18 protein-coding genes are annotated in these 24,270 nt (G+C 72.6%); 13 read left to right on the forward strand and 5 right to left on the reverse strand.

Going from position 1 to position 24,270, the window contains the following annotated elements; genetic code table 11:
- The first annotated feature begins 278 nt into the window (after window positions 1–278).
- From leuS to K7G61_RS01620, 7 genes are all read left to right on the forward strand, one after another.
- Window positions 279–3,155, forward strand: a complete 2,877-nt coding sequence (leuS, locus tag K7G61_RS01590; protein ID WP_225844639.1) for a leucine--tRNA ligase — start codon at window positions 279–281, stop codon at window positions 3,153–3,155.
- 141 nt (window positions 3,156–3,296) lie between these two features.
- Window positions 3,297–3,956 carry a hypothetical protein gene (locus K7G61_RS01595; protein WP_225844640.1) on the forward strand — a complete coding sequence of 220 codons (660 nt, stop codon included), beginning with the start codon at window positions 3,297–3,299 and terminating at the stop codon, window positions 3,954–3,956.
- Between the two features lie 201 nt (window positions 3,957–4,157).
- A complete protein-coding gene (locus tag K7G61_RS01600; protein ID WP_225844641.1) occupies window positions 4,158–5,003 on the forward strand; it encodes a DegV family protein in 846 nt (281 codons plus the stop codon).
- A gap of 717 nt (window positions 5,004–5,720) precedes the next feature.
- Window positions 5,721–6,293 (forward strand): ComEA family DNA-binding protein, encoded by a 573-nt coding sequence (locus K7G61_RS01605; protein ID WP_225844642.1) that lies wholly within the window; start codon window positions 5,721–5,723, stop codon window positions 6,291–6,293.
- A gap of 485 nt (window positions 6,294–6,778) precedes the next feature.
- Window positions 6,779–9,115 carry a ComEC/Rec2 family competence protein gene (locus K7G61_RS01610; RefSeq protein WP_374204019.1) on the forward strand — a complete coding sequence of 779 codons (2,337 nt, stop codon included), beginning with the start codon at window positions 6,779–6,781 and terminating at the stop codon, window positions 9,113–9,115.
- 58 nt (window positions 9,116–9,173) lie between these two features.
- Window positions 9,174–9,785 carry a helix-turn-helix domain-containing protein gene (locus K7G61_RS01615; RefSeq protein WP_225844644.1) on the forward strand — a complete coding sequence of 204 codons (612 nt, stop codon included), beginning with the start codon at window positions 9,174–9,176 and terminating at the stop codon, window positions 9,783–9,785.
- Entirely contained in the window at window positions 9,782–11,092 is a 1,311-nt protein-coding gene (locus K7G61_RS01620) for an MFS transporter (protein ID WP_225844645.1), read from the forward strand. The genes K7G61_RS01615 and K7G61_RS01620 overlap by 4 nt, the downstream gene beginning before the upstream one ends.
- A gap of 27 nt (window positions 11,093–11,119) precedes the next feature.
- Here K7G61_RS01620 and K7G61_RS01625 read toward each other — a convergent pair whose 3' ends face one another.
- Window positions 11,120–11,359: a hypothetical protein gene (locus tag K7G61_RS01625; protein WP_225844646.1), complete on the reverse strand. Its 240-nt coding sequence runs from the start codon at window positions 11,357–11,359 to the stop codon at window positions 11,120–11,122.
- A 213-nt stretch (window positions 11,360–11,572) separates the two neighbouring features.
- Here K7G61_RS01625 and holA point away from each other — a divergent pair, with 213 nt between their 5' ends.
- On the forward strand, window positions 11,573–12,562 hold the full coding sequence (gene holA, locus K7G61_RS01630) for a DNA polymerase III subunit delta (protein ID WP_225844647.1): 990 nt from the start codon (window positions 11,573–11,575) through the stop codon (window positions 12,560–12,562).
- A gap of 170 nt (window positions 12,563–12,732) precedes the next feature.
- On the opposite strand, the gene K7G61_RS01635 is transcribed toward holA, so the two are convergent.
- Both K7G61_RS01635 and rpsT read right to left on the reverse strand, forming a co-directional pair.
- The gene (locus K7G61_RS01635; protein ID WP_225844648.1) at window positions 12,733–13,608 is read right to left on the reverse strand and encodes a hypothetical protein; all 876 of its coding nucleotides are present in this window, start codon (window positions 13,606–13,608) and stop codon (window positions 12,733–12,735) included.
- A gap of 342 nt (window positions 13,609–13,950) precedes the next feature.
- The gene (gene rpsT, locus K7G61_RS01640) at window positions 13,951–14,217 is read right to left on the reverse strand and encodes a 30S ribosomal protein S20 (RefSeq protein WP_225844649.1); all 267 of its coding nucleotides are present in this window, start codon (window positions 14,215–14,217) and stop codon (window positions 13,951–13,953) included.
- Between the two features lie 281 nt (window positions 14,218–14,498).
- Between rpsT and lepA the strand changes: the two genes are divergently transcribed.
- From lepA to hemW, 3 genes are all read left to right on the forward strand, one after another.
- Window positions 14,499–16,385, forward strand: coding sequence for a translation elongation factor 4 (gene lepA, locus K7G61_RS01645; RefSeq protein WP_225844650.1), 1,887 nt, complete (start codon window positions 14,499–14,501; stop codon window positions 16,383–16,385).
- 290 nt (window positions 16,386–16,675) lie between these two features.
- Window positions 16,676–18,556 (forward strand): long-chain fatty acid--CoA ligase, encoded by a 1,881-nt coding sequence (locus tag K7G61_RS01650; RefSeq protein ID WP_225844651.1) that lies wholly within the window; start codon window positions 16,676–16,678, stop codon window positions 18,554–18,556.
- A gap of 133 nt (window positions 18,557–18,689) precedes the next feature.
- Window positions 18,690–19,922: a radical SAM family heme chaperone HemW gene (gene hemW / locus K7G61_RS01655; protein WP_225844652.1), complete on the forward strand. Its 1,233-nt coding sequence runs from the start codon at window positions 18,690–18,692 to the stop codon at window positions 19,920–19,922.
- Between the two features lie 141 nt (window positions 19,923–20,063).
- Here hemW and K7G61_RS01660 read toward each other — a convergent pair whose 3' ends face one another.
- Both K7G61_RS01660 and K7G61_RS01665 read right to left on the reverse strand, forming a co-directional pair.
- Window positions 20,064–20,903: a DUF3097 domain-containing protein gene (locus tag K7G61_RS01660; protein WP_225844653.1), complete on the reverse strand. Its 840-nt coding sequence runs from the start codon at window positions 20,901–20,903 to the stop codon at window positions 20,064–20,066.
- 161 nt (window positions 20,904–21,064) lie between these two features.
- Complete coding sequence (locus tag K7G61_RS01665) at window positions 21,065–21,823, reverse strand: MBL fold metallo-hydrolase (RefSeq protein WP_225844654.1); 759 nt, start codon at window positions 21,821–21,823, stop codon at window positions 21,065–21,067.
- Between the two features lie 217 nt (window positions 21,824–22,040).
- Between K7G61_RS01665 and hrcA the strand changes: the two genes are divergently transcribed.
- Together hrcA and dnaJ are read left to right on the forward strand one after the other, a co-directional pair.
- The gene (gene hrcA, locus K7G61_RS01670) at window positions 22,041–23,057 is read left to right on the forward strand and encodes a heat-inducible transcriptional repressor HrcA (RefSeq protein ID WP_225844655.1); all 1,017 of its coding nucleotides are present in this window, start codon (window positions 22,041–22,043) and stop codon (window positions 23,055–23,057) included.
- Window positions 23,058–24,191 (forward strand): molecular chaperone DnaJ, encoded by a 1,134-nt coding sequence (dnaJ, locus tag K7G61_RS01675; RefSeq protein ID WP_225844656.1) that lies wholly within the window; start codon window positions 23,058–23,060, stop codon window positions 24,189–24,191. It begins immediately after the preceding gene.
- The last annotated feature ends 79 nt before the right edge of the window (window positions 24,192–24,270 follow it).

Consider the following 24,270-nt stretch of genomic DNA (forward strand, 5'->3'; position numbering starts at 1 on the left):
AGGACCTGAGCGAGAGGGCCGGTCACCGGAGCGATCCGGTGCCCGGCCCTCCGCCGGGGCGGGCGATCCTCGGTGCGGCACGCCCCGGCGCTGCGGTAACCTGAGGTCATGCGAGCTGTGAGCCTCCTGCTTAGCGAGCCGCGCTGACCACGAACCACGTCAGTGCGGCACCCCTCCTGCGCGAGGGGCTTTTTTGTTTCCGAAAGGGCCGCTGACCAGGTATGCCGGCGCGGGCTCACAGCCGCAGCCGTCACGACATCGATGGAGTACCGAGGACGATGAGCGACACCACCCCGGCCGCCGAGACGGCTGCGCCCCATCGCTACACGGCCGAGCTGGCCGCGGAGATCGAGGGCCGCTGGCAGGACTACTGGGAGGAGCACGGCACCTTTGCCGCGCCCAACCCGAGCGGAGAACTGGACGGCGACCCCGAGCTGGCCGTCCGGCCCAAGAAGTTCATCATGGACATGTTCCCGTACCCCTCGGGCGCGGGACTGCACGTCGGCCACCCCCTGGGCTACATCGCCACGGACGTCTTCGCCCGCTTCCTGCGGATGACCGGCCACAACGTGCTGCACACCCTGGGCTTCGACGCCTTCGGCCTGCCCGCCGAGCAGTACGCCGTCCAGACCGGCACCCACCCGCGGGTCTCCACCGAGGCCAACATGGCCACCATGAAGCGGCAACTGCGTCAACTGGGTCTGGGCCACGACCGCCGCCGCTCCTTCGCCACGATCGACCCCGAGTACTACCGCTGGACCCAGTGGATCTTCCTGCAGATCTACAACGCCTGGTACGACGCCGCCGCTGGCAAGGCCCGCCCGATCGGCGAGCTGATCGCCGAATTCGAGGCCGGTACCCGGCGCACCCCGGACGGCCGGCCCTGGGCCGGGCTGACCGAGGCCGAGCGTGCCGACGTGCTGAGCGGGTACCGCCTGGCGTACACCTCCCAGTCCCCGGTGAACTGGTGCCCCGGCCTGGGCACCGTCCTGGCCAACGAGGAGGTCACCGCCGAGGGACGCTCCGAGCGCGGCAATTTCCCCGTCTTCAAGGCCAACCTGCGCCAGTGGATGATGCGCATCACGGCGTACGCCGACCGGCTGCTGTCCGATCTGGACGAGCTGGACTGGCCCGAGGCGATCAAGCTGCAGCAGCGCAACTGGATCGGCCGCAGCGAGGGCGCCCGGGTGGAGTTCCCGGTGCACGGCGCCGCCGACGGCGAGCACGCGATCACGATCTTCACCACCCGCCAGGACACCCTGTTCGGCGCCACCTACATGGTGCTGGCCCCCGAGCACGAGCTGGTCGACACCATCGTGCCCGCCGCCTGGCCGGCCGGCACGCACGAGGTGTGGACCGGCGGCCACGCCACTCCCTCCGACGCCGTCGCCGCCTACCGCAAGCAGGCCGCCGCCAAGTCCGACGTCGAGCGGCAGGCCGAGGCCAAGGACAAGACCGGCGTGTTCACCGGTGCCTTCGCCGTCAACCCGGTCAGCGGCGAGCCCGTCCCGGTCTTCATCGCCGACTACGTACTGATGGGCTACGGCACCGGCGCGATCATGGCCGTGCCGGCGCACGACACCCGTGACTTCGCCTTCGCCCGCGCCTTCGAGCTGCCCATGCGGTGCGTGGTCGAGCCCACCGACGGACGCGGCACCGACCCGGAGACCTGGGACGACGCCTTCGTCTCCTACGACGCGAAGATCGTCAACTCGGCGTCCGCCGAGATCTCGCTGGACGGCCTGGGCGTGGTCGAGGCCAAGGCCGCCGTCACCGCCTGGCTGGCCGAGCGGGGCATCGGCGAGGGCACCGTCAACTACCGTCTGCGCGACTGGCTGTTCAGCCGCCAGCGGTACTGGGGCGAGCCCTTCCCGATCGTTTACGACGAGGACGGCGTGGCGCACGCCCTGCCCGACTCGATGCTGCCCGTCGAACTGCCCGAGGTCGACGACTACAGCCCCCGCACCTTCGACCCGGATGACGCCGACACCTCCCCGGAGACCCCGCTGTCGCGCAACGAGGCCTGGGTCGACGTGGAACTGGACCTGGGCGACGGGCCGAAGCGCTACCGGCGCGAGACCAACACCATGCCCAACTGGGCCGGCTCCTGCTGGTACGAGCTGCGCTACCTGGACCCCCACAACACCGAGCGCGTCGTCTCGCCGCAGGCCGAGTCGTACTGGATGGGGCCGCGCGAGGGACAGCCGGCAGGCGGCGTCGACCTGTACGTCGGCGGCGCCGAGCATGCCGTACTGCACCTGCTGTACGCCCGCTTCTGGCACAAGGTGCTGTACGACCTGGGTCACATCTCGTCCTTCGAGCCGTTCCACAGGCTGTACAACCAGGGCATGATCCAGGCGTACGTCTACCGTGACGCGCGCGGGATCGCCGTGCCCGCCGTCGAGGTGGAGGAGCTGGACGGCCGCTACTACTTCCAGGGCCAGCAGGTCTCCCGGCTGCTGGGCAAGATGGGCAAGTCGCTGAAGAACGCCGTCACGCCCGACGAGATGTGCGCCGAGTACGGCGCCGACACGCTGCGGCTGTACGAGATGGCCATGGGCCCGCTGGACGTGTCCCGGCCCTGGGACACCCGCGCGGTCGTCGGCCAGTACCGACTGCTGCAGCGCATGTGGCGGAACATCGTGGACGAGCGGACCGGCGCGGTCACCGTTACCGACGCCGAACCGGACGAGGACACACTGCGCGCGCTGCACAAGGCGATCGACGGGGTCACCGGTGACATGGCCGGGATGCGCTTCAACACGGCCATCGCCAAGATCACCGAGCTGAACAACCACCTGACCCGGTCCGGCGGCGCCGTCCCGCGCGCCGTCGCCGAGCCGCTGGTCCTGCTGATCGCCCCGCTGGCCCCGCACTTCGCCGAGGAGCTGTGGGCCCGGCTGGGCCACACCGGCTCCCTGGCGCACACCGCCTTCCCCGTCGCCGACCCCGCCTACGTCCAGGACGAGACGGTCACCTGCGTCGTCCAGGTCAAGGGCAAGGTCAAGGCCCGCCTGGAGGTTCCGCCGAACGTCTCCGACACCGACCTGGAGGCCCTGGCACTGGCCGACCCCGCCGTAGTCGAGGCAGTGGGCGGCGCACCGGTCCGCAAGGTGATCGTCCGGGCGCCCAAGCTGGTGAACGTGGTGGTCTGACAGCGGTAGCGGGGCACCGGTCCCTAGGGGCAGGTTCGGGGATCCGCCGGATCCCGGAGCCTGCCCCTTTGCGGTTACGGTGGATGTGACGCACGGGACGGTTCGGTGCCCGCGGGCGCCGCGAGACCGGAGGAGTCGTCTGTGGAGATCGGCGCTGTGCTTGTGCTCGTCCTCTTCCTCGCCTTCGTCGTCCTGGCAACGGTGGCGACGGTCCGTACCGTGCGCAGGGTGAGACTCACCGTCGCTCGAAGCACCGCGCAGGCCCGCCGCGTGGTCGAGGACAGCCGGCTCCGCGCACGCCGCTACACGGTCATCGGCCCCGCTGCGACACTCGCCCAGTTGCGCCTGGACCTGCGCGCCTCCATCGACGGCACCTCCGCAGCCCTTGAGGCCGGCCACGGTGAGGACCCCTCCCTCTCCGAGGCCGTCGCGCTGTTCGGCCGCCTCAACGACCAGGCCCGCGCACTCGACTCCGAGCTGAAGCTCCTCGAACGCGAGCCCGACCGTACCCGCCTCGCCGAACGCCTTCCCGCTCTCACCGAACGGGCCCACCGCATCACCCGCGCCGCCGACTCCCTGCGCTGGGCCGCCCACGACCGCGCCCGCCGCTTCGCCGACGACGAACTCACCGCTCTCAGCCGCGACATTGAGCTCGAAGCGGACGCCCTGCGGCACTGGACGCCGGCGGCCGCCGCCGATCCCGGCCCGGAACCGGCCCCACGCCTTCGAAAGAGCCCCGGCCCGGCGGGCGCGCCCTCTCAGGCCGAAAGACTTCCGGAGCCGGAACCGCCGGCGGAGTGATCCCCGACCTGGCCCGCGGCAGGGAGCCGATGCGCCGACGGCCGCCCCGCAGCGGCAGACCGGGCCGAAGGATCCGCCGCCGGGACACGGCTGTTCCCGACTCGCGCAGACCGCAACGGCGCCGGCTCCGAAGCGGCCGACCGCGCGGCGCGGACGAGCCCGGAGTGTCGCCCGGCCGACCTGCCGGGTAACCTCCCGCACATGTCCCCGCACGTCGCCATCGTCACGGACTCCACGGCCTACCTGGGGCAGGACGCGCTCCTGCGCCACGGCATCAGCGTGGTCCCGCTCACCGTGGTGATCGGCGACGAAGCCTTCGAGGAGGGCACCGAGATCTCCGCGCCCGCCGTGGCCCGGGCCTTGCAGCGACGGCGCCCCGTCACCACTTCCCGGCCCGCTCCCGCCGAGTTCGCCACCGCCTACCAGGCGGCCGCGGCGTCCGGTGCCGAGGCCATCGTCTCCCTCCATCTGTCCTCCGACTTCTCCGGTACGTACGACGCGGCCACCGTCGCCGCCCGCTCCGCGCCAGTCCCGGTGCGCGTTGTCGACACCGGAATGGTCGCCATGGCCCTCGGTTTCACCGTCCTGGCCGCCGCCGAGACCGCGGAGGCAGGCGGCACCCCCGACGAGATCGTCGCCGCGGCCGAGAAGCGCGCGGCCGACACCTCGGCCTTTTTCTACGTCGACACGCTCGACTACCTCCGCCGCGGCGGACGGATCGGCGCGGCGCAGGCCCTGTTCGGCTCCGCTCTCGCGGTGAAGCCGCTGCTCCGGCTCGCCGACGGGCGCATCGAACTGCTCGAGAAGGTCCGCACCGCCTCCAAGGCCCTCGCCCGCCTCGAAGAGGTCGTCGTCGAACAGTCCGGCACCCGCCGGGTCGCACTCGCCGTGCACCATCTCGCCTCCCCCGATCGCGCCGGCACTCTCGCCGACCGCCTGCGCGAGCGTGTGCCAGGTCTGTCCACGCTCGTTGTGAGTGAAGTGGGGGCCGTGATCGGCGCCCACGCCGGCCCTGGTCTGCTCGGAGTGGTGGTCTCGCCCCACTGAGCCGGCATGGACAGCGTGCCACCGATCACACAGCGTGACACGCGATCGGCATCGAACTCACTCTCGAGAGTGATCGAGTTATCCACAACCGCCGAGTTGTCCACAGATTTCGATCAAGATCGTTCCGGCCGGTCCGCGCGGGCCATCATCGAGTCCATGAACACATCGGACTCATCGACCATTCAGGCCTTCGGGGCTCGTCGTGCCGCAACTGCCAGGGCGATCACGACCGTTGTCAGACCGAGTCGTGCCCGCGCGTCGCGGGAGGCGGCCGTGGCGCACACCCGTGCCCGGGCGGAAGCCGTTTTCGGCCCCCCGCACCCACCGGATCCACGGATGTGGCTTCGCGCACCGGCCAAGACAGTCACCGACGGTCATCGCGTCGGCGGCGGGACGACGGGCGCGGCCGTGCCGCAGCATCCCGATCGAGCCCCGACCGGGAGGCGGGGTGTCCCTCCCCGCGCCCATGCCCCCGCCGGGGGGACGCCTGCCCCCGCCCGCCCGGCCGCCGTCCCCGCGGGGCGGACGGCAGCGGGTCTCGGCGGCAGCGGCAAGTGGCTGGACATCACTGCCTTACACCCGACACCGCACGCACCGGCCCGGCCGGGACAAGGCCCAGGGCCGTCGCCGCTGCCGGACGCGCCCGCGTCCAGCGGTACACGTCTGGGACGGCTGCGTGCATGGTTGTACGTGCGCTGCGGCTTGGAGCCGAGGACAGTGCTGGCACTCGCCGTGGTCCTCGTCGTGGCCACGGGCCTGGGCTTCCACCACTACTGGACCGGGCGGCCCCGAACCGTGCGTGTGCCGCCGCCCGTGCCCGCCCCCGTCCGGGTCCGTTCCGCGGCGCCGGCTCTGCCCGCCCAACTCACCGTGGATGTCGCGGGAAAGGTGGCCCGGCCGGGCCTGCGCCACCTTCCCAAGGGTTCCCGAGTCGCCGACGCCTTGGCCGCAGCGGGCGGGCCACTTCCCGGCGCCAACACCACCACGCTCAACCTCGCGCGCCCCCTCGCGGACGGCGAACAGATCCTCGTCGGTGTCGCCGCACCCGCGCCCGCCCCGGACGACCCCGCGGCGCTCCCGGACGGGTCCGCTGCCTCCGCGCCGCTCGACCTGAACACGGCCGGCGTCGCCCAACTCGACGCCTTGCCCGGGGTCGGCCCCGTCCTCGCCCAGCACATCCTCGCCTTCCGCGCCCAGCACGGTCCCTTCACCTCCCTCCAGCAACTCCGCCAAGTGCCAGGCATCGGAGATCGTAAGTTCTCCACGCTCAAATCCCTGGTGCACCCATGACCGGCCGTCCCTCCCGCCCCCGCCCCGGCCGTCCTCCCGCGGGCCCCCGCCGACGGGCCGCCACCCCGCCGCGGGCTGCGGCGAACCCTCGCCCCGAGCACCGTCCTGGGACGGAGAGTGGTGCGCCGGCACCCCGTACGGCAGCGCATGCACCCGCTCGGCCCGGCACATCGGGTTCGCCCGGAGGCCAGGGCACCCAACCCTGGCTGAGGCCCGCGCGGGCGGGCACGCGTCACGGGCGTCCGGGCCAGGACAGCCGGCACGGTCGGCTAAGCGGGCACGGCCGACACGACGGGCCCGGTCAGGACGGCAACCACTGGCACGGGCCCGGTGAGGGCGGCCGGGGCGGCGGCCCTCACCTGCCCACCCCGCACGGCCCCGGCCATGACCGGCGGGTCGGCGGCGAGCGGGCGACGGTGCACGCGGCTGCAGCCTCACCCCTCGGGGCGTCGCATCCGCGTCAGGAAGGGCCGCCCGATTGGCGGTTGGTGGGGCCGGCGCTGGCGGTGTGGGGGGCCGCGGCGATGGCGCCGCGGTTCGGCCCCTTCCGGGCCCTGGCCGCGGTGGGAGCCGTCGTGGCGCTGGCAGCCGTACTGCTGGGACGCCGCAGGGGTCTCGCGCTTGCGGCCGCCGCGGCCCTGTTGTGCGCGGCGGCGGGCGCGGCGGCAGCCGTGATGAAGGGGGCCGATCTGCGCAGAGGGCCGTTGCCCGCGATGGCTCAGGCGCGGGCCACCGCGGAGGTGGAAGTGCGTGTGACGGGCGACCCGTTCGAACTGCGGCCCCGTGTGATGGGCGCGGTGGCGGCGCCGCCGACCGTGGTCGTACCGGCGGTGGCCGAAAAGGTGGGGACCAACCGGATCCGTACGCCGGTCACGGTGTTCGCCCAGGGCCGGACGGGCGCGTGGCTGGCACTGGTCCCGTCGACCAGAGTCGAGGTGCACGCGCGCCTGGCCCCGCCGCTCCTGCTGCGGACCCAGGGGTCGCCGAACGTGGTCGCGGCGCCGAGTGCCTACCAGCGGTTCGCCGCGCGCCTGCGGTCGGGACTGCGTCTGGCCGCGGCGCCTTTGCCCCGCGATGCCCGGGCCCTCCTGCCCGGCCTGGTGGTGGGGGACACGAGCGCCCTGCCAGCGGATCTGAAGGAGGACTTCAAAGCGACCGACCTGGCGCATCTGACCGCGGTCTCGGGCGCGAACCTGACCATCGTCCTGGTGCTCCTGATCGGACCGGCGGGCACGGCGACACTGGTCGAACGCCATGGCATGGCCGCCGCCCTGGGACTCTCCCTGCGGTGGACCGCTGTTGTGGGCGGGACCGTGACGGCCGCCTTCGTCCTCGTGTGCCGTCCGGGCCCCAGCGTGCTGAGGGCCGCGGCATGCGGCTTGATCACATTGCTGGCGATCGGTACGGGCCGCCGCCGTTCGCTGCTGCCGGCGCTCGCGGCGGCGGTGATCGCCCTGGTGCTGTACGACCCGGATCTGGCCCGCTCCTACGGGTTCGCCCTGTCCGTGCTGGCGACCGGTTCCCTGCTGACGCTGGCACCGCGCTGGAGCGCGGCGCTGCGGGCACGCGGAATGCGGCCGAGGCCCGCTGAGGCGCTGGCGGCGGCCGAGGCCGCCCAAGCGGTGTGCGGCCCTGTGATCGTGCTGCTGTCGGCGCACCTCAGCCTGGTCGCCGTTCCGTGCAACCTGCTGGCGGAGCCCGCGGTCGGCGCGGCCACGGTCCTCGGGTTCGCGGCGCTGGTCTGTGCCCCTGTGTCGCTGATCGCCGCCCGTGCCCTCGGGTGGCTCGCCGCCGGGCCGACGATGTGGATCGCGGCTGTCGCACGGAACGGGGCGGCGCTGCCGGGCGCGGTCATCGGCTGGCCGGGCGGGTGGCGGGGAGCCGCACTGCTCGCGGTGTTCACGGCCGCCGCGGCGGTCTGCGGCGGGCGGCTTGTTACTTCGCTGCGGCGGCCCTGGCTGGTGGCGGTGTGCGCGCTGGTCCTGCTGGTCGGGCTGATGCGCCCGGTGCCGTTGCCGAGGCCGGTTGCGGGATGGCCGCCCGCCGGTTGGCGCTTCGCGATGTGCGACGTCGGCCAGGGAGACGCCCTCGTCCTGTCCTCCGGCCCGGGGGCGGCGGTGGTGGTCGACACCGGACCCGACCCCGCGCCGGTCGACCGCTGTTTACGAAAGCTGGGGGTGAGGACGATCCCGTTGCTGATCCTCACCCACTTTCACGCCGACCACGTCGACGGCCTGCCCGGCGTGCTGCGCGGCAGGAGAGTGGGCGCGATCGAGACGACGGTCCTGGACGACCCGGCCCCGCAGGCCGCTCGCGTGCGGCGGGAGGCGGCAGCGGCCAGGATCCCCGTATTGCGCGCAGCGGCGGGGGAGCGGCGCCGGTCGGGCCGGCTGGACTGGCAGGTCCTGTGGCCGCCGCCCACCGCCGGTGAACTCCCCGACGACGGCCCGAACGACGCGAGCGTGGCCCTACTGGTCCGCACGGGCGGTCTGACCCTACTGCTGATGGGCGACCTGGAGCCGCCGGCCCAGGAGGAGGTGCTGTCGCAGGAGCCCGATCTGCCGCGCGTCGACGTCCTGAAGGTCGCCCACCACGGTTCCGCGTACCAGGACCCGGCGCTGCTGGCCCGGCTCCGTCCGCGGCTCGCGCTGATCAGCGTCGGTGCCGGCAACCCCTACGGACACCCGTCGGTCCGGACGGTCACCGAACTGCGGGCGCTGGGCGCCGTTGTGCTGCGCACCGACATCGACGGGCCGATCGCCGTCGCGGGGGACGGCCCGGCCGGGATGCGAACGGTCGTGGCGGGGCGGCACGGCATATAGAGGGATCTTTAGAAAGGAATGCTTGTAAAGAATTCTTTAGAAAGCTAGCTTGGGAGACATGGTGGAGAAGCCGATGCAGGACCAGGTGCACCTGACCGATCCCCGCGCCCTGCGGGCGTACGCTCACCCGACCCGGATGACGTTGGTGGGGCTGCTGCGGCGGGAGGGGCCGTGCACGGCGACCCAGGCCGCCCGGTCGATCGGGGAGTCGGTGGCGAGCTGCTCGTACCACCTGCGGATCCTGGCGAAGTACGGGCTGGTGGAGGAGGCCGACCCGGGCGGTCCGGGGCGGGACAAGCCGTGGCGGGCCACCGCGGAGTACACGAATTGGCCCAACCACTCCGACGACCCCGCGGTCGCCCAAGCGGCCGAGGCGTTGACGGCCGCCGTCCTGGAGAACCACTTCCACCGTGTGACCAGAGCCTTGGAGGTGAGGCACGAGCTGCCGCGGGAGTGGCAGGAGGCCGAGGTGTTCAGCGACCACGTGCTGTACCTCACGCCGGAGGAGCTGACCGAGCTGGGCGAGGCCGTCGACGCGCTGGTGGCCCGGTACCGGGACCGGGGAACGCATCCCGAGCGGCGTCCGGAACGCGCGCGCAGGGTGGCGTTCCTGCGGGTCGGCCACGTTCTGCCGGATCCCGGCGGTGTGCCCGGCGAGGAGGAGCGATGAACGCGGGGGCGGTGGCCCGTGGCGTGGGCACGCGCGTGCCGGAGTTGCTGCGGCAGCGGCAGTTCCGCCGCTACTGGACCGGTCAGACCGTGTCCGGCTTGGGCGACCAGGTGACTTTCCTGGTGCTTCCGCTCGTCGCGGTTCTCGTACTCCACGCCGACGCCGCGCAGATGGGGTGGCTGTCGGTGGCCGGGCTGCTGCCCGCGCTCCTGTTCTCGCTGCCGGCGGGCGTCTGGGCGGATCGGCGCGGCCGAAGGCGCCGGATCATGATCGCCGCCGACGTCGGCCGGGCCACGCTGATGGCCACGATCCCGGTGGTGTACGCCTGCGGTGGGCTGACGCTGACGCAACTGTACGTAGTGGCTTTCGCCGTCGGCACCCTTGCCGTCGTGTTCGACGTGTGCGACGCCACGCTGTTCGTGTCGCTGGTCGAGCCCGAGAAGTACGTGGCGGGGCAGTCGCTGACCAAGGGCAGCAGGGCGTTCTCGTTCATGGCCGGTCCGAGCGCCGGCGGTCTGCTCGTCCAGTTGCTGGCCGCCCCCCTCGCGCTGCTCACCGACGCGGCCTCGTACCTGGTGTCCGCCTGGCAGCTCGGCCGGATCGCCCCCGTCGAACCGCCCGCGGTCGCCCGGCACAAAGGCCACTTCACGGCGGGGTTGCGGTTCATCGCCCGTTCCCCGGTGGTGCGCGCGCTGCTGGCGGCCGGCGCCACGGTGAACTTCTTCAACTTCGTCTTCCACACCCTGGTGGTCCTCTACGCGGTGGACCGGCTCGGTCTGAGCGCCGGGACGCTGGGCCTGGCGGTGGGCGCGGGGGCGGTCGGAGGCGTCGTGGGCGCGGTCGTCACCGGCCGGGTGGTGCGGCGACTCGGCGTGGGTCCGACCATCGTCCTGGGGTTCCTGGGCTTCCCGACCCCCCTGATCCTGGTGCCCCTCGCAGGCGGGCCGGAGCCCGTGGTGGTGGCGGCGTTCTTCGGCGCCGAGTTCCTGTCCGGGTTCGGGCTGATGTTCCTGGACATAAGCAGCGGCTCGCTGCAGGCCGCCGTCATACCCGGCACCCTGCGCTCGCGGGTCAGCGGCGCCTTCCGCACCGTCAACTACGGCATACGCCCCCTCGGCGCGCTGGTCGGCGGCCTGCTCGGCGGCTCAGTCGGATTGCGTCCGACGCTGTGGCTGGCCACGGTGGGCGGCGTACTGTCCGTCCTGTGGCTCGTACCGTCCCCCATACCGGGGATGCGCGAGCTTCCGGCCGCCGCGGAGGGACCCGGTCAGGTCGCGGCTGCCGAGCCCGAACCGGAAGCGGCCTGAACGCGAAACGGGGCCGGATCGATGGGGCTACTCCAGCCAGCCCTCGAAATCGGCCGCCAGACCGTCCAGTTCCTCCGGGATCAGTTCCTCCCGCGGGTCGTCGACGACGACGAGCCATTGCGCGTCCTCGGCGTCGTCCTCGCCGGCGAGGGCGTCGCGGACCAGGCGCGGTTCGGCGTCGAGGGTGTAGCGGGCGGCGAGCAGGTCCGCGACCTCCTCGGCCGCGTCCCGGTCGGGCAGCACCAGTACGTGGGTCGTGTCGCTCACCCCGCCATTGTCCCGGTCCCGGCCGCCGCCCGTGCCGGCGAGGCACGTGCGCCGCACGTGTGCGGCCCGCGTCTGCGAAGCACGTGCGGCCGCGGTCGGCCGGCGCCCGGCCGCTCTGCCCGCGCCCGGCCTGCGGCCTGCCCGCGCGCGGCCTGCCGGCCCGCGGCCCGCCCCGGGCCGCGGTGTCGTACCGCCGTGGGATGCTGGACCGCGATGGCCAGGAAGACCGCTTCAGACGACGTCCTCGCACCGCTCACCCTCGCGGTCGGGCAGGAGGACCTGCTGCTCGACCGTGCCGTGCGTGAGGTGGCGGCCGCCGCCCGGGCCGCCGACCCGGACACGGACGTGCGGGACCTCCCACCCGAGGGCCTGCAGCCCGGGACACTGGCGGAGCTGACCAGCCCGTCGCTGTTCGCCGAGCGCAAGGTCATCGTGGTGCGCGGCGCCCAGGACCTGTCGGCGGACACGGTCAAGGAGCTGAAGGCGTACCTGGCCGACCCGGCCGAGGAGATCACCATGGTGCTGCTGCATGCCGGCGGCGCCAAGGGCAAGGCGGTGCTGGAGGCCGCGCGGAAGGCGGGGGCACGGGAGGTCGCCTGCCCGAAGATGACCAAGCCGGGCGACCGGCTGGCGTTCGTGCGGGGGGAGTTCCGTACCCTGGGCCGGTCCGTGACGCCCGAGGCGGCGCAGGCGCTGGTCGACGCCATCGGCAGCGACCTGCGGGAGCTGGCCAGCGCGTGTGCCCAGTTGGTCGCGGACACCGAGGGGACGGTCGATGTGGCGGTCGTCGCCAGGTACTACACCGGCCGCGCCGAAGCCACCGGCTTCGAGGTGGCCGACCTGGCCGTGACCGGCCGGGCGGCCGAGGCGCTGGAGCGGTTGCGCTGGGCGCTGTCGGTCGGCCAGCCGCTGCCCGGCATCACGTTCGCCCTGGCCTCCGGGGTGCGCGCGATAGGCAGGCTCGCGTCGGCCCCGCGCGGCGCGAACGCCGGCCAGCTGGCCCGCGACCTCGGCATGCCCCCGTGGAAGGTGGACCGGGTGCGGCAGCAGATGCGCGGCTGGACGGCGGACGGCGTCTCCGTCGCGCTGCGGGCCGTCGCCGAGGCCGACGCCGCGGTCAAGGGCGCGGGAGCGGACCCGGCCTACGCCCTGGAGAAGGCCGTCGTCACCATCGCCCGAGCCGCCCGCCCCGCCCGAGGCTGAGACGCCCGCCGTCCGTCCGGCCCGAGGCTGAGACGCCCGCCGCCCGCCGTCCTCGGCCCTCCCGTCCCCGGCCCCGGCCCCCGTCTCCGCCCGGACCGTGCCCGCCGGCCGCGGCCGCGGGCACGCCCTCGTCTCCGGCGGACACGGGGACGCGCGCCCCCGGCCCCGTACTACTTCAGCTTCGCCAGCGTCGCCTTCGTGGACGTCTTCACCCAGTCCGTCACATCGCTGACCGAAGGCGGGGTCTTGCCCGAGCTGGTGTCGTAGGAGGTGGAGTACTCGCTCCACGACATGGAGTAGGTCATCCAGCCGTCCCGGAGGGCGAGGGTGACGTAGCGGTCGCCGCTTCCGCTGGAGTCGACGGTGTCCTGGGTGATCAGGTAGGCCTGGTCGCCGAAGCCGCTGATCTCGCTGACCTTGTACGTGGAGTCGTGCTGCTTGTAGCCGAGCCAGGCGTCGGCGAACTCGGGCCCCGGGTCGGTCTTCTTGTGCAGGTCGACCTCGACGGACAGGTACGAGTCGGAGTACGACGACCCGGTCATCTTCAAGCCCTTGCTGCACGACATCTGGTCCAGGGCGTCACCCCTGGAGGTGTAGTGCGTGGGCGAGGAGTCGTCCTGCGGGAACTTCGTCCTGAACGCGGACTCGTCCACGATCGAGCACAGGTCGCTCTTGACGGTGTAGCCGCGCAGGTCCGCCTTGGTGGAGCCGGACCGCAGGAGCAGTACCCCGCCGCCCCAGGCGGCGGAGGCCACCACGGCCCCGACCAGTGCCCACAGCACCGCCCGTCCGGCGCCGCCGCGGCCGCCGCCGGAACCGCCACCACCCGGAACCGCGGCCCCGGGCTGCGGCGGATAGCCCGCGGGCGGCACGGGGGCGGCGTAGGGACTCTGCGGCCCGTAGGGAGTGTCCTGCGCGTAGGGGTTGTGCTGGGCCGGTACCGGCGTGCCGTATCCGCCGGGGGCCGGGGGCCCGGGCGGTGCGGAGGGCGCGGACGGCGGGTTCGAGTACGGAGAGGCGCTCGGCTGGTCAGGCGGCGTCGACATGATCCGAGGGTAAGCGGCGCCGGGGTCAACATGCTTACCGTGCCCGGGAATTGGGACGCGTGAGGCATCTGCGTCCATCGAGTCGTGGCCCGCCACCGTACCGCCCGGCCCTGCACCCCCACCTGAAAAAACCGCTGCCCGCCCGGGAGGCCCGGGCGGACAGCGGTTCATGTCGTACTCCCCGAGGCGCCGCACCACGCGTGGCGAACGACCGCGTGCGGCGCGCCGGTCCTCGTCGGTGCCGGTCCGGGCGGTAGAGGGGCCGCTGATTCCGGTTGCCGGCGGGACGGGACCGTGGTCCGTATTCGCTGGGGAAGGGACGGACGAGGGGTGGAGCGGGGCTCAGCCCTGCAGCGCGGAGACCGTGTGCGCCAGCGCCGACTTCTTGTTGGCGGCCTGGTTCTTGTGGATGACGCCCTTGCTCACGGCCTTGTCGAGCTTCTTGGCGGCCAGGCGGGCGGCGGCAGTCGCCTTCTCGGTGTCGCCGGCGGCCACGGCCTCGCGGGTGCGGCGGATCGCCGTCTTCAGCTCGGACTTGACCGCCTTGTTGCGCAGACGCGCCTTCTCGTTGGTCTTGTTGCGCTTGATCTGGGACTTGATGTTCGCCACGAAAGAGCCTTCTCAGGTTCGTTACGGTAACTGATGGTAACTGCGATCCAGGTGGGCACCTCGGTCAGAGGCCACGAGGCACAGCGCCCCAGGCTACCAGCCGCGCGGGGGCCGTCCCAAACCGGCACGGAGCCCGCTCCATGGGACTATGGAAGGCGACACACGGGCAGAGCCCCGAGAACCGAGAGCCCGGAAGCAGCACCCCAAGAAGCAGAACCGCGCAAGAAGCAGCATCCCAAGAAAATCAAGAATCTCAAGAAACTCAAGAAACTGGACCCTGCGTGCCCGCGATCCCTTCCCATGTGCCGCACCACGTGCCGGAGCCCAGCCGTACCGACCCGGCGCTGATCCGCAACTTCTGCATCATCGCCCACATCGACCACGGCAAGTCGACACTGGCCGACCGCATGCTGCAGCTCACCGGCGTCGTCGACCAGCGGCAGATGCGCGCCCAGTACCTCGACCGGATGGACATCGAGCGTGAGCGGGGCATCACGATCAAGTCGCAGGCCGTCCGGCTGCCGTGGGCGCCGACCACGGGCGCTGAGGCGGGGCGTACCCACATCCTCAACATGATCGACACCCCTGGGCACGTGGACTTCACCTACGAGGTCTCTCGTTCGCTGGCGGCGTGCGAGGGGACGATCCTGCTGGTCGACGCGGCGCAGGGCATCGAGGCGCAGACCCTGGCCAACCTCTACCTGGCGATGGAGAACGACCTCACCATCGTGCCGGTGCTGAACAAGATCGACCTGCCGGCCGCCCAGCCGGAGAAGTTCTCCGAGGAACTGGCCAACCTCATCGGCTGCGACCCCGACGACGTGCTGAGGGTCTCCGCCAAGACCGGCGTGGGCGTGGACGCCCTGCTCGACCGGGTGGTACGGGACGTGCCCGCGCCGGTCGGCGTCGCGGACGCCCCCGCCCGCGCGATGATCTTCGACTCGGTCTACGACTCCTACCGCGGTGTGGTCACCTACGTACGGGTCGTCGACGGACAGCTCACCAAGCGCGAGCGCATCAGGATGATGTCCACCGGCGCCACCCACGAGCTGCTGGAGATCGGCACCAACTCGCCGGAGATGCTCCCGGCCGACGGCCTGGGCGTCGGCGAGGTCGGCTACCTGATCACCGGGGTGAAGGACGTACGGCAGTCCAAGGTCGGTGACACCATCACCACCCAGGCCGCCGGAGCCACCGACGCGCTCGGCGGTTACAAGGACCCCAAGCCCATGGTCTTCTCGGGGCTGTACCCGCTGGACGGCTCGGACTACCCGGAGCTGCGCGAGGCCCTGGACAAGCTGCAGCTCAACGACGCCGCCCTGGTCTACGAGCCCGAGACCTCGGCCGCGCTCGGCTTCGGCTTCCGCTGCGGCTTCCTCGGCCTGCTCCACCTGGACGTGATCCGCGAGCGCCTGGAGCGCGAGTTCGGCCTCGACCTGATCGCCACCGCGCCCAACGTGGTCTACCGGGTGGTCATGGAGGACGGCGCGGAGCACAGCGTCACCAACCCCTCCGAGTTCCCCGAGGGCAAGATCGCCGAGGTGTACGAGCCGGTGGTGCGGGCGACCGTGCTCGCCCCGACCGAGTTCATCGGCGCGATCATGGAGCTGTGCCAGAACCGGCGCGGCTCGCTGCTGGGCATGGACTACCTGTCCGAGGACCGGGTGGAGATCCGTTACACCCTGCCGCTGGCCGAGATCGTCTTCGACTTCTTCGACCAGTTGAAGTCGAAGACCCGCGGTTACGCCTCGCTGGACTACGAGCCCACCGGCGAGCAGAGCGCCGACCTGGTCAAGGTCGACATCCTCCTGCACGGCGACAAGGTGGACGCTTTCTCGGCCATCACCCACAAGGACAAGGCCTACGCCTACGGTGTCCGCCTCGTCGCCAAGCTGCGCGAACTCATCCCGCGGCAGAACTTCGAGGTGCCCATCCAGGCCGCCATCGGCTCCCGGGTGATCGCCCGCGAGACCGTGCGCGCCATCCGCAAGGACGTCCTCGCCAAGTGCTACGGCGGCGACATCTCCCGCAAGCGCAAGCTGCTGGAGAAGCAGAAGGAGGGCAAGAAGCGGATGAAGATGGTCGGCAGCGTGGAGGTGCCGCAGGAGGCGTTCATCGCGGTGCTGTCCTCCGACACCGACGGCGGCGACGCCAAGGCGAAGAAGTAGCACCACCCGCGCGTACGGCGGCCCCGCCCCGCGCGTACGGCGGCCCGCCCGCGCGTACGGCCGGCGGCCCCCGCTGCCCGTACGAGTAGCCGAATCCGGCCATCGGGCCCATGGTGTGTGCAGATCCTGTACGCGTCATGGGCCCGATGTGTGTACGGGCCATGGATCCGCCAGGTCACGGTACGGATGCGGCCGCCTGCCCCCCTTACGGACCGGCCGCCCGCCCTCTACCCTGTTCCGACGGATAGTTACTGGTGAGTTAAGAACACCTTGGCTGCGCGGAGGTTGGCGTGAGCGAGACCCAGACGTTGATCGAGACCCGGCCGCCCTCCGTGGCCACGCTCTTCCTGGAACGGGTGGCCGCGACCCCGGACGCCGAGGCGTACCGCCACCCGGTGCCGTCCGAGAGCGGTGAGGGCCCCGATGGCTGGAAATCGCTCACCTGGGAGCAGGCGGCGAAGCGGGTGTACGCGATCGCGGCCGGCCTGATGGACCTGGGCGTCAGGCCCGAGGAGCGGGTCGCCATCGCGGCCGAGACCAGCGTCGACTGGATCCTGGGCGACCTGGGCGTCCTGTGCGCGGGCGCGGCCACCACCACCGTCTACCCGAGCACCAACGCCGAGGAGACCGCCTTCATCCTCGCCGACTCCGGCAGCCGGGTGCTCATCGCCGAGAACGCCGCCCAGCTCGCCAAGGCCCGCGAGCGCCGCGCCGAGCTGCCCGAACTGGCCCACGTCGTCGTCATGGCGCCGGGCGACGCGGTGGACGCGGGCGACGGCTGGGTGCTGTCCCTGGACGAGCTGGAGAAGCGCGGGGTCGCCTATCTGGAGCAGCACCCCACCGCCGTGACGGATGTCGTCGCCTCGCTCACCAAGGACCAGCTCGCCACCCTCATCTACACTTCCGGCACCACCGGCCGCCCCAAGGGCGTCCGCCTGGCGCACGACGCCTGGGCGTACATGGCCCGCGCCATCGAGGCGATCGACCTCCTCGACGAGAACGACGTGCAGTACCTGTGGCTGCCGCTCGCGCACGTCTTCGGCAAGGTGCTCACCGCCGGGCACATCGCGGTCGGGCACGTCACCGCCGTGGACGGCCGGGTCGACAAGATCATCGAGAACCTGCCGGTGGTTCGGCCCACCTACATGGCCGCCGTGCCGCGCATCTTCGAGAAGGTCTACAACGGGGTCGCCGCCCGGGCCCGCGAGGGCGGCGCCGCGAGGTACCGGATCTTCCAGTGGGCCGCCGAGGTCGCCCGCGAGTACGCGAAGACCACGCAGAACACCATGCGCCTGACCGGGGTCGCCAAGGCGCCGGCCGGCCTGCGCGCCAAGCACGCGGTCGCCGACCGGCTGGTCTACGCCAAGCTGCGGGAGGCGTTCGGCGGGCGGCTGCGCGCCTGCGTCTCCGGCTCGGCCGCGCTCGCCCCCGAGATCGGCTACTTCTTCTCCGGCGCCGGCATCCACATCCTGGAGGGCTACGGCCTCACCGAGTCCAGCGCGGCCAGCTTCGTCAACCCCGGCGAGGCGTACCGCACCGGCACGGTCGGCAAGGCGCTGCCCGGCCTGGAGGTGCGGGTCGCCGAGGACGGCGAGATCCTGCTGCGCGGGCCCGGCATCATGCAGGGCTACCACAAGCTGCCCGAGCAGACCGCCGAGGTGCTGGAGCCGGACGGCTGGTTCCACACCGGCGACATCGGCGAGCTGTCGCCGGACGGCTTCCTGAAGATCACCGACCGCAAGAAGGACCTGATCAAGACCTCGGGCGGCAAGTACATCGCGCCCGCCGAGGTCGAGGGGCAGTTCAAGGCGGTGTGCCCGTTCGTGAGCAACATCATCGTCCTCGGCGGCGGCCGCAACTTCTGCTCCGCGCTGATCGCCCTGGACGAGCCCGCCATCCTCGGCTGGGCCAAGGAGCACGGCCTGGAGGGCCGCTCCTACCAGGAGGTCGTGACCGGCGACGCCGTGCGCGAGCTCGTGTCGGGCTACGTGGACCGGCTCAACGAGGGGCTGCAGCGCTGGCAGCAGATCAGGCAGTTCCGCGTCCTGCCGCGGGACCTCGACGTCGAGCACGGCGACCTGACCCCGAGCCTGAAGCTGAAGCGGCCGGTGGTGGAGCGGGAGTTCGCCGGGCTCATCGACGAGATGTACGCGGGCTCGCGGGAGGCGTGACGCCGGCCGGCCCGGCCGCCCGTCGTCGCCCGTCCGCCCGTCGTCGGTCGCTCGTCGTCGCCCGGCCGCCCGTCGTCGGCCGGCCCCGGCCCGCCCGTCCGCTGCTCGCGCGCCGGTGCACGATACTGGAGTAATGCCTTCCGTACTCCCCGACGGGGAACCCGTGCCCGCGGACGGCGCCCTCCCGGCGCACGCGCTGGACGGGGCCGCCGGCCGGCCGCTCGGGTTCTACCTGCACGTGCCCTATTGCGCGACGCGCTGCGGCTACTGCGACTTCAACACCTATACGGCCAGTGAGCTGCGCGGCTCGGGCGGCGCTCTGGCGTCCAGGGAGAACTACGCCGACGTGCTGGTCGACGAGGTGCGGCTGGCGCGCAAGGTGCTCGGCGACGACCCGAGGCCGGTTCGTACCGTGTTCGTGGGCGGCGGCACGCCCACCCTGCTGCCCGCCGAGGACCTGGGGCGGATGCTCGGGGCGATACGGGAGGAGTTCGGGCTGGCGCCCGGCGCCGAGGTGACCACCGAGGCGAACCCGGACTCGGTCGACCCGGCCTATCTGGACCGCTTGCGGGCCGCGGGCTTCACACGGGTGTCGTTCGGGATGCAAAGTGCCCGGCCGCACGTGCTGCGGGTGCTGGAGCGTACGCACACGCCGGGCAGGCCGGAGCGGTGCGTGGCCGAGGCGCGCGCGGCCGGGTTCGACCACGTCAACCTCGACCTGATCTACGGCACCCCGGGGGAGTCCGACGACGACTGGCGGGCCTCGCTGGACGCCGCGATCGGCGCCGGGCCCGACCACGTCTCGGCGTACGCGCTGATCGTGGAGGAGGGCACGCGGCTGGCCCACCGGATCCGGCGCGGCGAACTGCCGATGACCGACGACGACGTCCACGCCGACCGCTACCTGATCGCGCAGGAGCGGCTCGCCGCGGCCGGGTTCTCCTGGTACGAGGTCTCCAACTGGGCCACCACGCCGGCCGCCCGCTGCCGCCACAACGAGCTGTACTGGACCGGCGCGGACTGGTGGGGCGCGGGCCCCGGCGCGCACAGCCACGTGGGGGGAGTGCGCTGGTGGAACGTGAAGCACCCCGGTGCCTACGCCCAGGCGCTCGCGGAGGGTCGCAGCCCCGGGGCGGGCCGGGAGGTCCTCACCGCCGAGGACCGCCGCGTCGAACGCGTCATGCTCGAACTGCGGCTCGCCGACGGCTGCCCCCTCGACATCCTGGCGGCGGCGGGCACCAAGGCGGCGGCCCGCGCCGTAAGGGACGGCCTTCTGGAGCCCGCCCCTTACGCTGCCGGGCGCGCCGTCCTCACCCTGCGCGGCCGGCTGCTGGCCGACGCGGTCGTACGGGACCTGGTCGACTGAGCCGGACACGGCCCGCCCGCCACACCCCGCCGGCGCCCGGCCGCCACATGGCGCCGTCCAGCCCGCCACGTGCCACCCGCCCGCCACGAACCGCCGGCCGCCCCGTACCTCCGCCCTTCCGCCCCTCCGGCGAACCGGCCGTCACGGCCGCGACGGGGGCTCCGTCACGAAGTCGATCAGCGCCTCGACCGCGCCCAGCAGTTCCGGCCGCAGGTCCTTGTACGACGTGACCGCCGCCAGGATCCGCTGCCACGCCTCCCCGGTCGACATGTGGCCCCACCCCAGGGCGCGGCAGACCCCCGTCTTCCAGTCCTCGCCGCGAGGGACCCGCGGCCACTCCCGGATGCCCAGCGACGAGGGCTTCACCGCCTCCCAGACGTCGACGAACGGGTGGCCGACGACCAGCACGTCGGGGCCGGTGACGGAGGCGGCGATCCGCGACTCCTTGGAGCCCGGCACGAGGTGGTCGACCAGGACGCCGAGGCGGGCGCCCGGCGAGGGGGCGAAGGCGGAGACGATCGCGGGCAGGTCGTCCACACCCTCCAGGTACTCCACCGCCACGCCCTCGACCCGCAGGTCGTGTCCCCAGACGCGCTCGACCAGCTCCGCGTCGTGCCGCCCCTCGACGTAGATCCGGCCGGCCCGCGCCACCCGCGCCTTGGCGCCGGTGACCGCGATGGAGCCGGACGCGGACAGCAGCGGGCCGCGCGGGGCGGGCGCCGCCCGCGGCCGCACGAGGGTGACCGCCTTGCCGTCGATCAGGAAGCCGCCGGGCGTCATCGGGAAGACCCGCAGCTTGCCGTGCCGGTCCTCCAGGGTGACCGTCAGGCCCTCCGCCGTCTTCTCCACCCGGACCACCGCGCCGCAAAAGCCCGTGCCCACCTCCTCGACCACCAGGTCCGGCTCCGCGGCCACCTCGGGAGGCGGGGCGGACTTCTTCCACGGTGGGCTCAGGTCCGGGTCGTAACTCCTGCTGCGCATGCGGCAGATCGTAGAGCCACCCCGCCTCCCGCGAGCCGAGCCGCGCCCTGGGAGGCGAGCCGCGCCCTTGAGGCGGCGCCCTTGGAGCCGCATCCCTGGAGCCGCGCCTCTGGAGCCGCCCCCCGAGGTGCATCCTCCCCGAGGCGCATCCGCCCGGCACTCTAGGAGGCGAACCGCTCGGCCAGCGCGTCCCGCTGGGCGCGCAGGAAACGGGCGTCGACCACCGCGCCGTGCCCGGGGACGTAGCGGGCGGTCTCGCCGCCCCGGGCCAGCAGCGCGTCCAGGGTCGCGGGCCAGGCGGCGGGAACCGCGTCGTCGCCTGCCTGCGGGTCGCCGGACTCCTCGACCAGGTCGCCGCAGAAGACCACCGTCGGGTCGCTCGCGGTCGCGCCGGGCACGACCACCACCAGGTCGTGCGCGGTGTGCCCGGCGCCGGGGTGGACCAGGAGCACCGGACGCCCGCCCAGGTCCAGCGTCAGCTCGCTCCGCACGGGGTGGGACGGCAGCACCAGCGCCTCGGCGGCCCGGGCGGCCTCCGCCGGGTCGGTGCCGTGGCGCACCGCGTCCGCCCGCAGCGCGTCCCGTTCCCCCCTCAGGCGCTCTCCCAGCGACCGCTCGCCGTAGACGGCGGCCCCGGGGAAGGCGGCCGCGCCGAAGACGTGGTCGAAGTGGCCGTGGGTGAGCACCACGTGGGTGACCTCGCGGCCGGTCAGGGACTCGGCCTGCGCGCGCAGCTCGGCGCCTTCGCGCAGGGTGGACCCGGTGTCGATCAGCAGCACGCCGTCGGCGCCGACGACCAGGCCGATCGTCACGTCGAGGTGGGGCAGCCGGCGGCGCGCGACGCCGTGGGCGAGCTGCTCCCACCCCGGGCCCGGAGCGCCGGCCGGCTCCGTGTCGTGGGCGGATTCGGCGGATTCCACGCAGGCGACGGTATCGGCCCGGCGGCCGTCCCGCCCGTCGCCATGGCCGTACCGGGGGGTGCGGGTACGGACGGACGGGTAACCGATCGGTAGCGGTCTTGCCCCCACCTTGGCGCGTCGCCGTACACTGACTGTCGGAAAGCTGGCACTCGAAACTGAAGAGTGCCAGGCCAGGGGGCTTGGAGCCCGGACGAGGCCGTACGGCAGGAGGTGCGCGATGCTGAGCGAACGCAGACTCGAAGTGCTGCGGGCGATCGTTCAGGACTATGTCGGCACCGAGGAGCCGGTCGGATCCAAGGCGCTCACCGAGCGGCACAAGCTCGGTGTGTCGCCGGCCACGGTGCGCAACGACATGGCGGTCCTGGAGGACGAGGGCTACATCGCACAGCCGCACACCAGCGCGGGCCGCATTCCGACCGACAAGGGATACCGGCTCTTCGTCGACAAACTGGCGGGGGTCAAACCGCTGTCGGCGGCCGAGCGCAGGGCCATCCAGAACTTCCTGGACGGGGCGGTCGACCTCGACGACGTGGTCGCCCGCACCGTACGGCTGCTGGCGCAGCTCACCCGCCAGGTCGCCGTGGTGCAGTACCCGTCGCTGACCCGCTCGTCGGTGCGGCACGTGGAACTGCTGTCGCTGGCGCCCGCCCGCATCATGCTGGTGCTGATCACCGACACCGGGCGGGTGGAGCAGCGCATCGTCGACTGCCCGGCGCCGGTCGGCGAGACGCTGCTGGCCGATCTGCGGGCCCGGCTCAACAGCCGGGTCGTCGGGCGCCGCTTCGCCGACGTGCCGCCGCTGGTCCAGGACCTCCCCGAGGGTTTCGATCCGGACGAGCGTCCGACCGTCTCCGGGGTCCTGGCCACTCTCCTCGAAACCCTCGTCGAGGAGACCGAGGAGCGGATCATGCTCGGCGGCGCCGCCAACCTGACCCGCTTCAGCCACGACTTCCCGCTCACCATCCGGCCCGTGCTGGAGGCGCTGGAAGAGCAGATGGTGCTGCTGAAGCTGCTCGGGGAGGCCAAGGACTCGACCATGACCGTGCGCATCGGGCATGAGAATTTTCACGAGGGGCTCAATTCCACCTCCGTGGTGGCGGTCGGCTACGGTTCCGGCGACGAGGCAGTCGCCAAACTCGGCGTGGTCGGACCGACCCGCATGGACTATCCGGGAACGATGGGAGCGGTACGCGCAGTGGCACGTTACGTCGGACAGATCCTCGCGGAGTCGTAAGTGGCCACGGACTACTACGCCGTACTCGGCGTGCGCCGGGACGCCGGCCCGGACGAGATCAAGAAGGCGTTCCGCCGGCTCGCCCGAGAACTGCACCCGGACGTGAACCCGGACCCGAAGACCCAGGAGCGGTTCAAGGAGATCAACGCCGCTTACGAAGTCCTCTCCGACCCGCAGAAGAAGCAGGTGTACGACCTCGGCGGCGATCCGCTGTCCGCCGCGGGCGGCGGCGGGGCCGGCGGGTTCGGCGCGGGTTTCGGCAACTTCAGCGACATCATGGACGCCTTCTTCGGGCAGTCCTCCCAGCGCGGACCGCGCTCGCGCACCCGGCGCGGCCAGGACGCGATGATCCGGCTGGAGATCGAGCTGGACGAGGCGGCGTTCGGCACCACCAAGGACATCCAGGTGGACACCGCCGTCACCTGCGGGACCTGCAACGGGGAGGGGGCCGCGCCCGGCACCTCCGCGCAGACCTGCGACATGTGCCGCGGCCGCGGCGAGGTCTCCCAGGTGACGCGCTCCTTCCTCGGCCAGGTCATGACCTCGCGGCCGTGCCCGCAGTGCCAGGGGTTCGGCACGGTCGTGCCCACCCCGTGCCCGGAGTGCGCGGGCGACGGCCGGGTCCGCTCGCGCCGCACGCTCACCGTCAAGATCCCGGCGGGCGTCGACAACGGCACCCGCATCCAGCTCGCCGGCGAGGGCGAGGTCGGGCCCGGCGGCGGGCCGGCCGGCGACCTCTACGTCGAGATCCGGGAGGTCCCGCACCCGGTCTTCCAGCGCAGGGGCGACGACCTGCACTGCACGGTCACCATCCCGATGACCGCGGCGGCGCTCGGCACCAAGTGCCCCCTGGAGACCCTCGACGGCATGGAGGAGGTGGACATCCGCCCGGGCACCCAGTCGGGACAGTCCATCCCGCTCCACCAGCGCGGCATCACCCATCTGCGCGGCGGGGGCCGCGGCGACCTCGTCGTCCACGTCGAGGTCGTGACCCCCAACAAGCTCGACGCCGACCAGGAGGACCTGCTGCGCCGCCTGGCCAAGCTGCGCGGTGAGGAGCGCCCCACCGGCCAGTTCGCCCCCGGTCAGCAGGGCCTGTTCTCGCGCCTGAAGGACGCCTTCAACGGCCGCTGACGCGGCCGCGACGGTACGGAGTTACGTAACGGGCCGGCCCGGCCGCGTACGGTCGGCCGGGAGCCTGCCCGGGCCCGGG

The sequence above is a fragment of the Streptomyces sp. HPF1205 genome (assembly GCF_020400825.1).
GTDB lineage: Bacteria > Actinomycetota > Actinomycetes > Streptomycetales > Streptomycetaceae > Actinacidiphila.

Coding starts and splice junctions, on each gene's coding strand:
- K7G61_RS01660 (WP_225844653.1), bottom strand. CDS start 20,903: ATGCGCAGCAGGAGTTACGACCCGGACCTGAGCCCACCGTGGAAGAAG.
- K7G61_RS01600 (WP_225844641.1), top strand. CDS start 4,158: ATGTCCCCGCACGTCGCCATCGTCACGGACTCCACGGCCTACCTGGGG.
- K7G61_RS01620 (WP_225844645.1), top strand. CDS start 9,782: ATGAACGCGGGGGCGGTGGCCCGTGGCGTGGGCACGCGCGTGCCGGAG.
- leuS (WP_225844639.1), top strand. CDS start 279: ATGAGCGACACCACCCCGGCCGCCGAGACGGCTGCGCCCCATCGCTAC.
- K7G61_RS01615 (WP_225844644.1), top strand. CDS start 9,174: ATGGTGGAGAAGCCGATGCAGGACCAGGTGCACCTGACCGATCCCCGC.
- hrcA (WP_225844655.1), top strand. CDS start 22,041: ATGCTGAGCGAACGCAGACTCGAAGTGCTGCGGGCGATCGTTCAGGAC.
- K7G61_RS01635 (WP_225844648.1), bottom strand. CDS start 13,608: ATGTCGACGCCGCCTGACCAGCCGAGCGCCTCTCCGTACTCGAACCCG.
- holA (WP_225844647.1), top strand. CDS start 11,573: ATGGCCAGGAAGACCGCTTCAGACGACGTCCTCGCACCGCTCACCCTC.
- hemW (WP_225844652.1), top strand. CDS start 18,690: ATGCCTTCCGTACTCCCCGACGGGGAACCCGTGCCCGCGGACGGCGCC.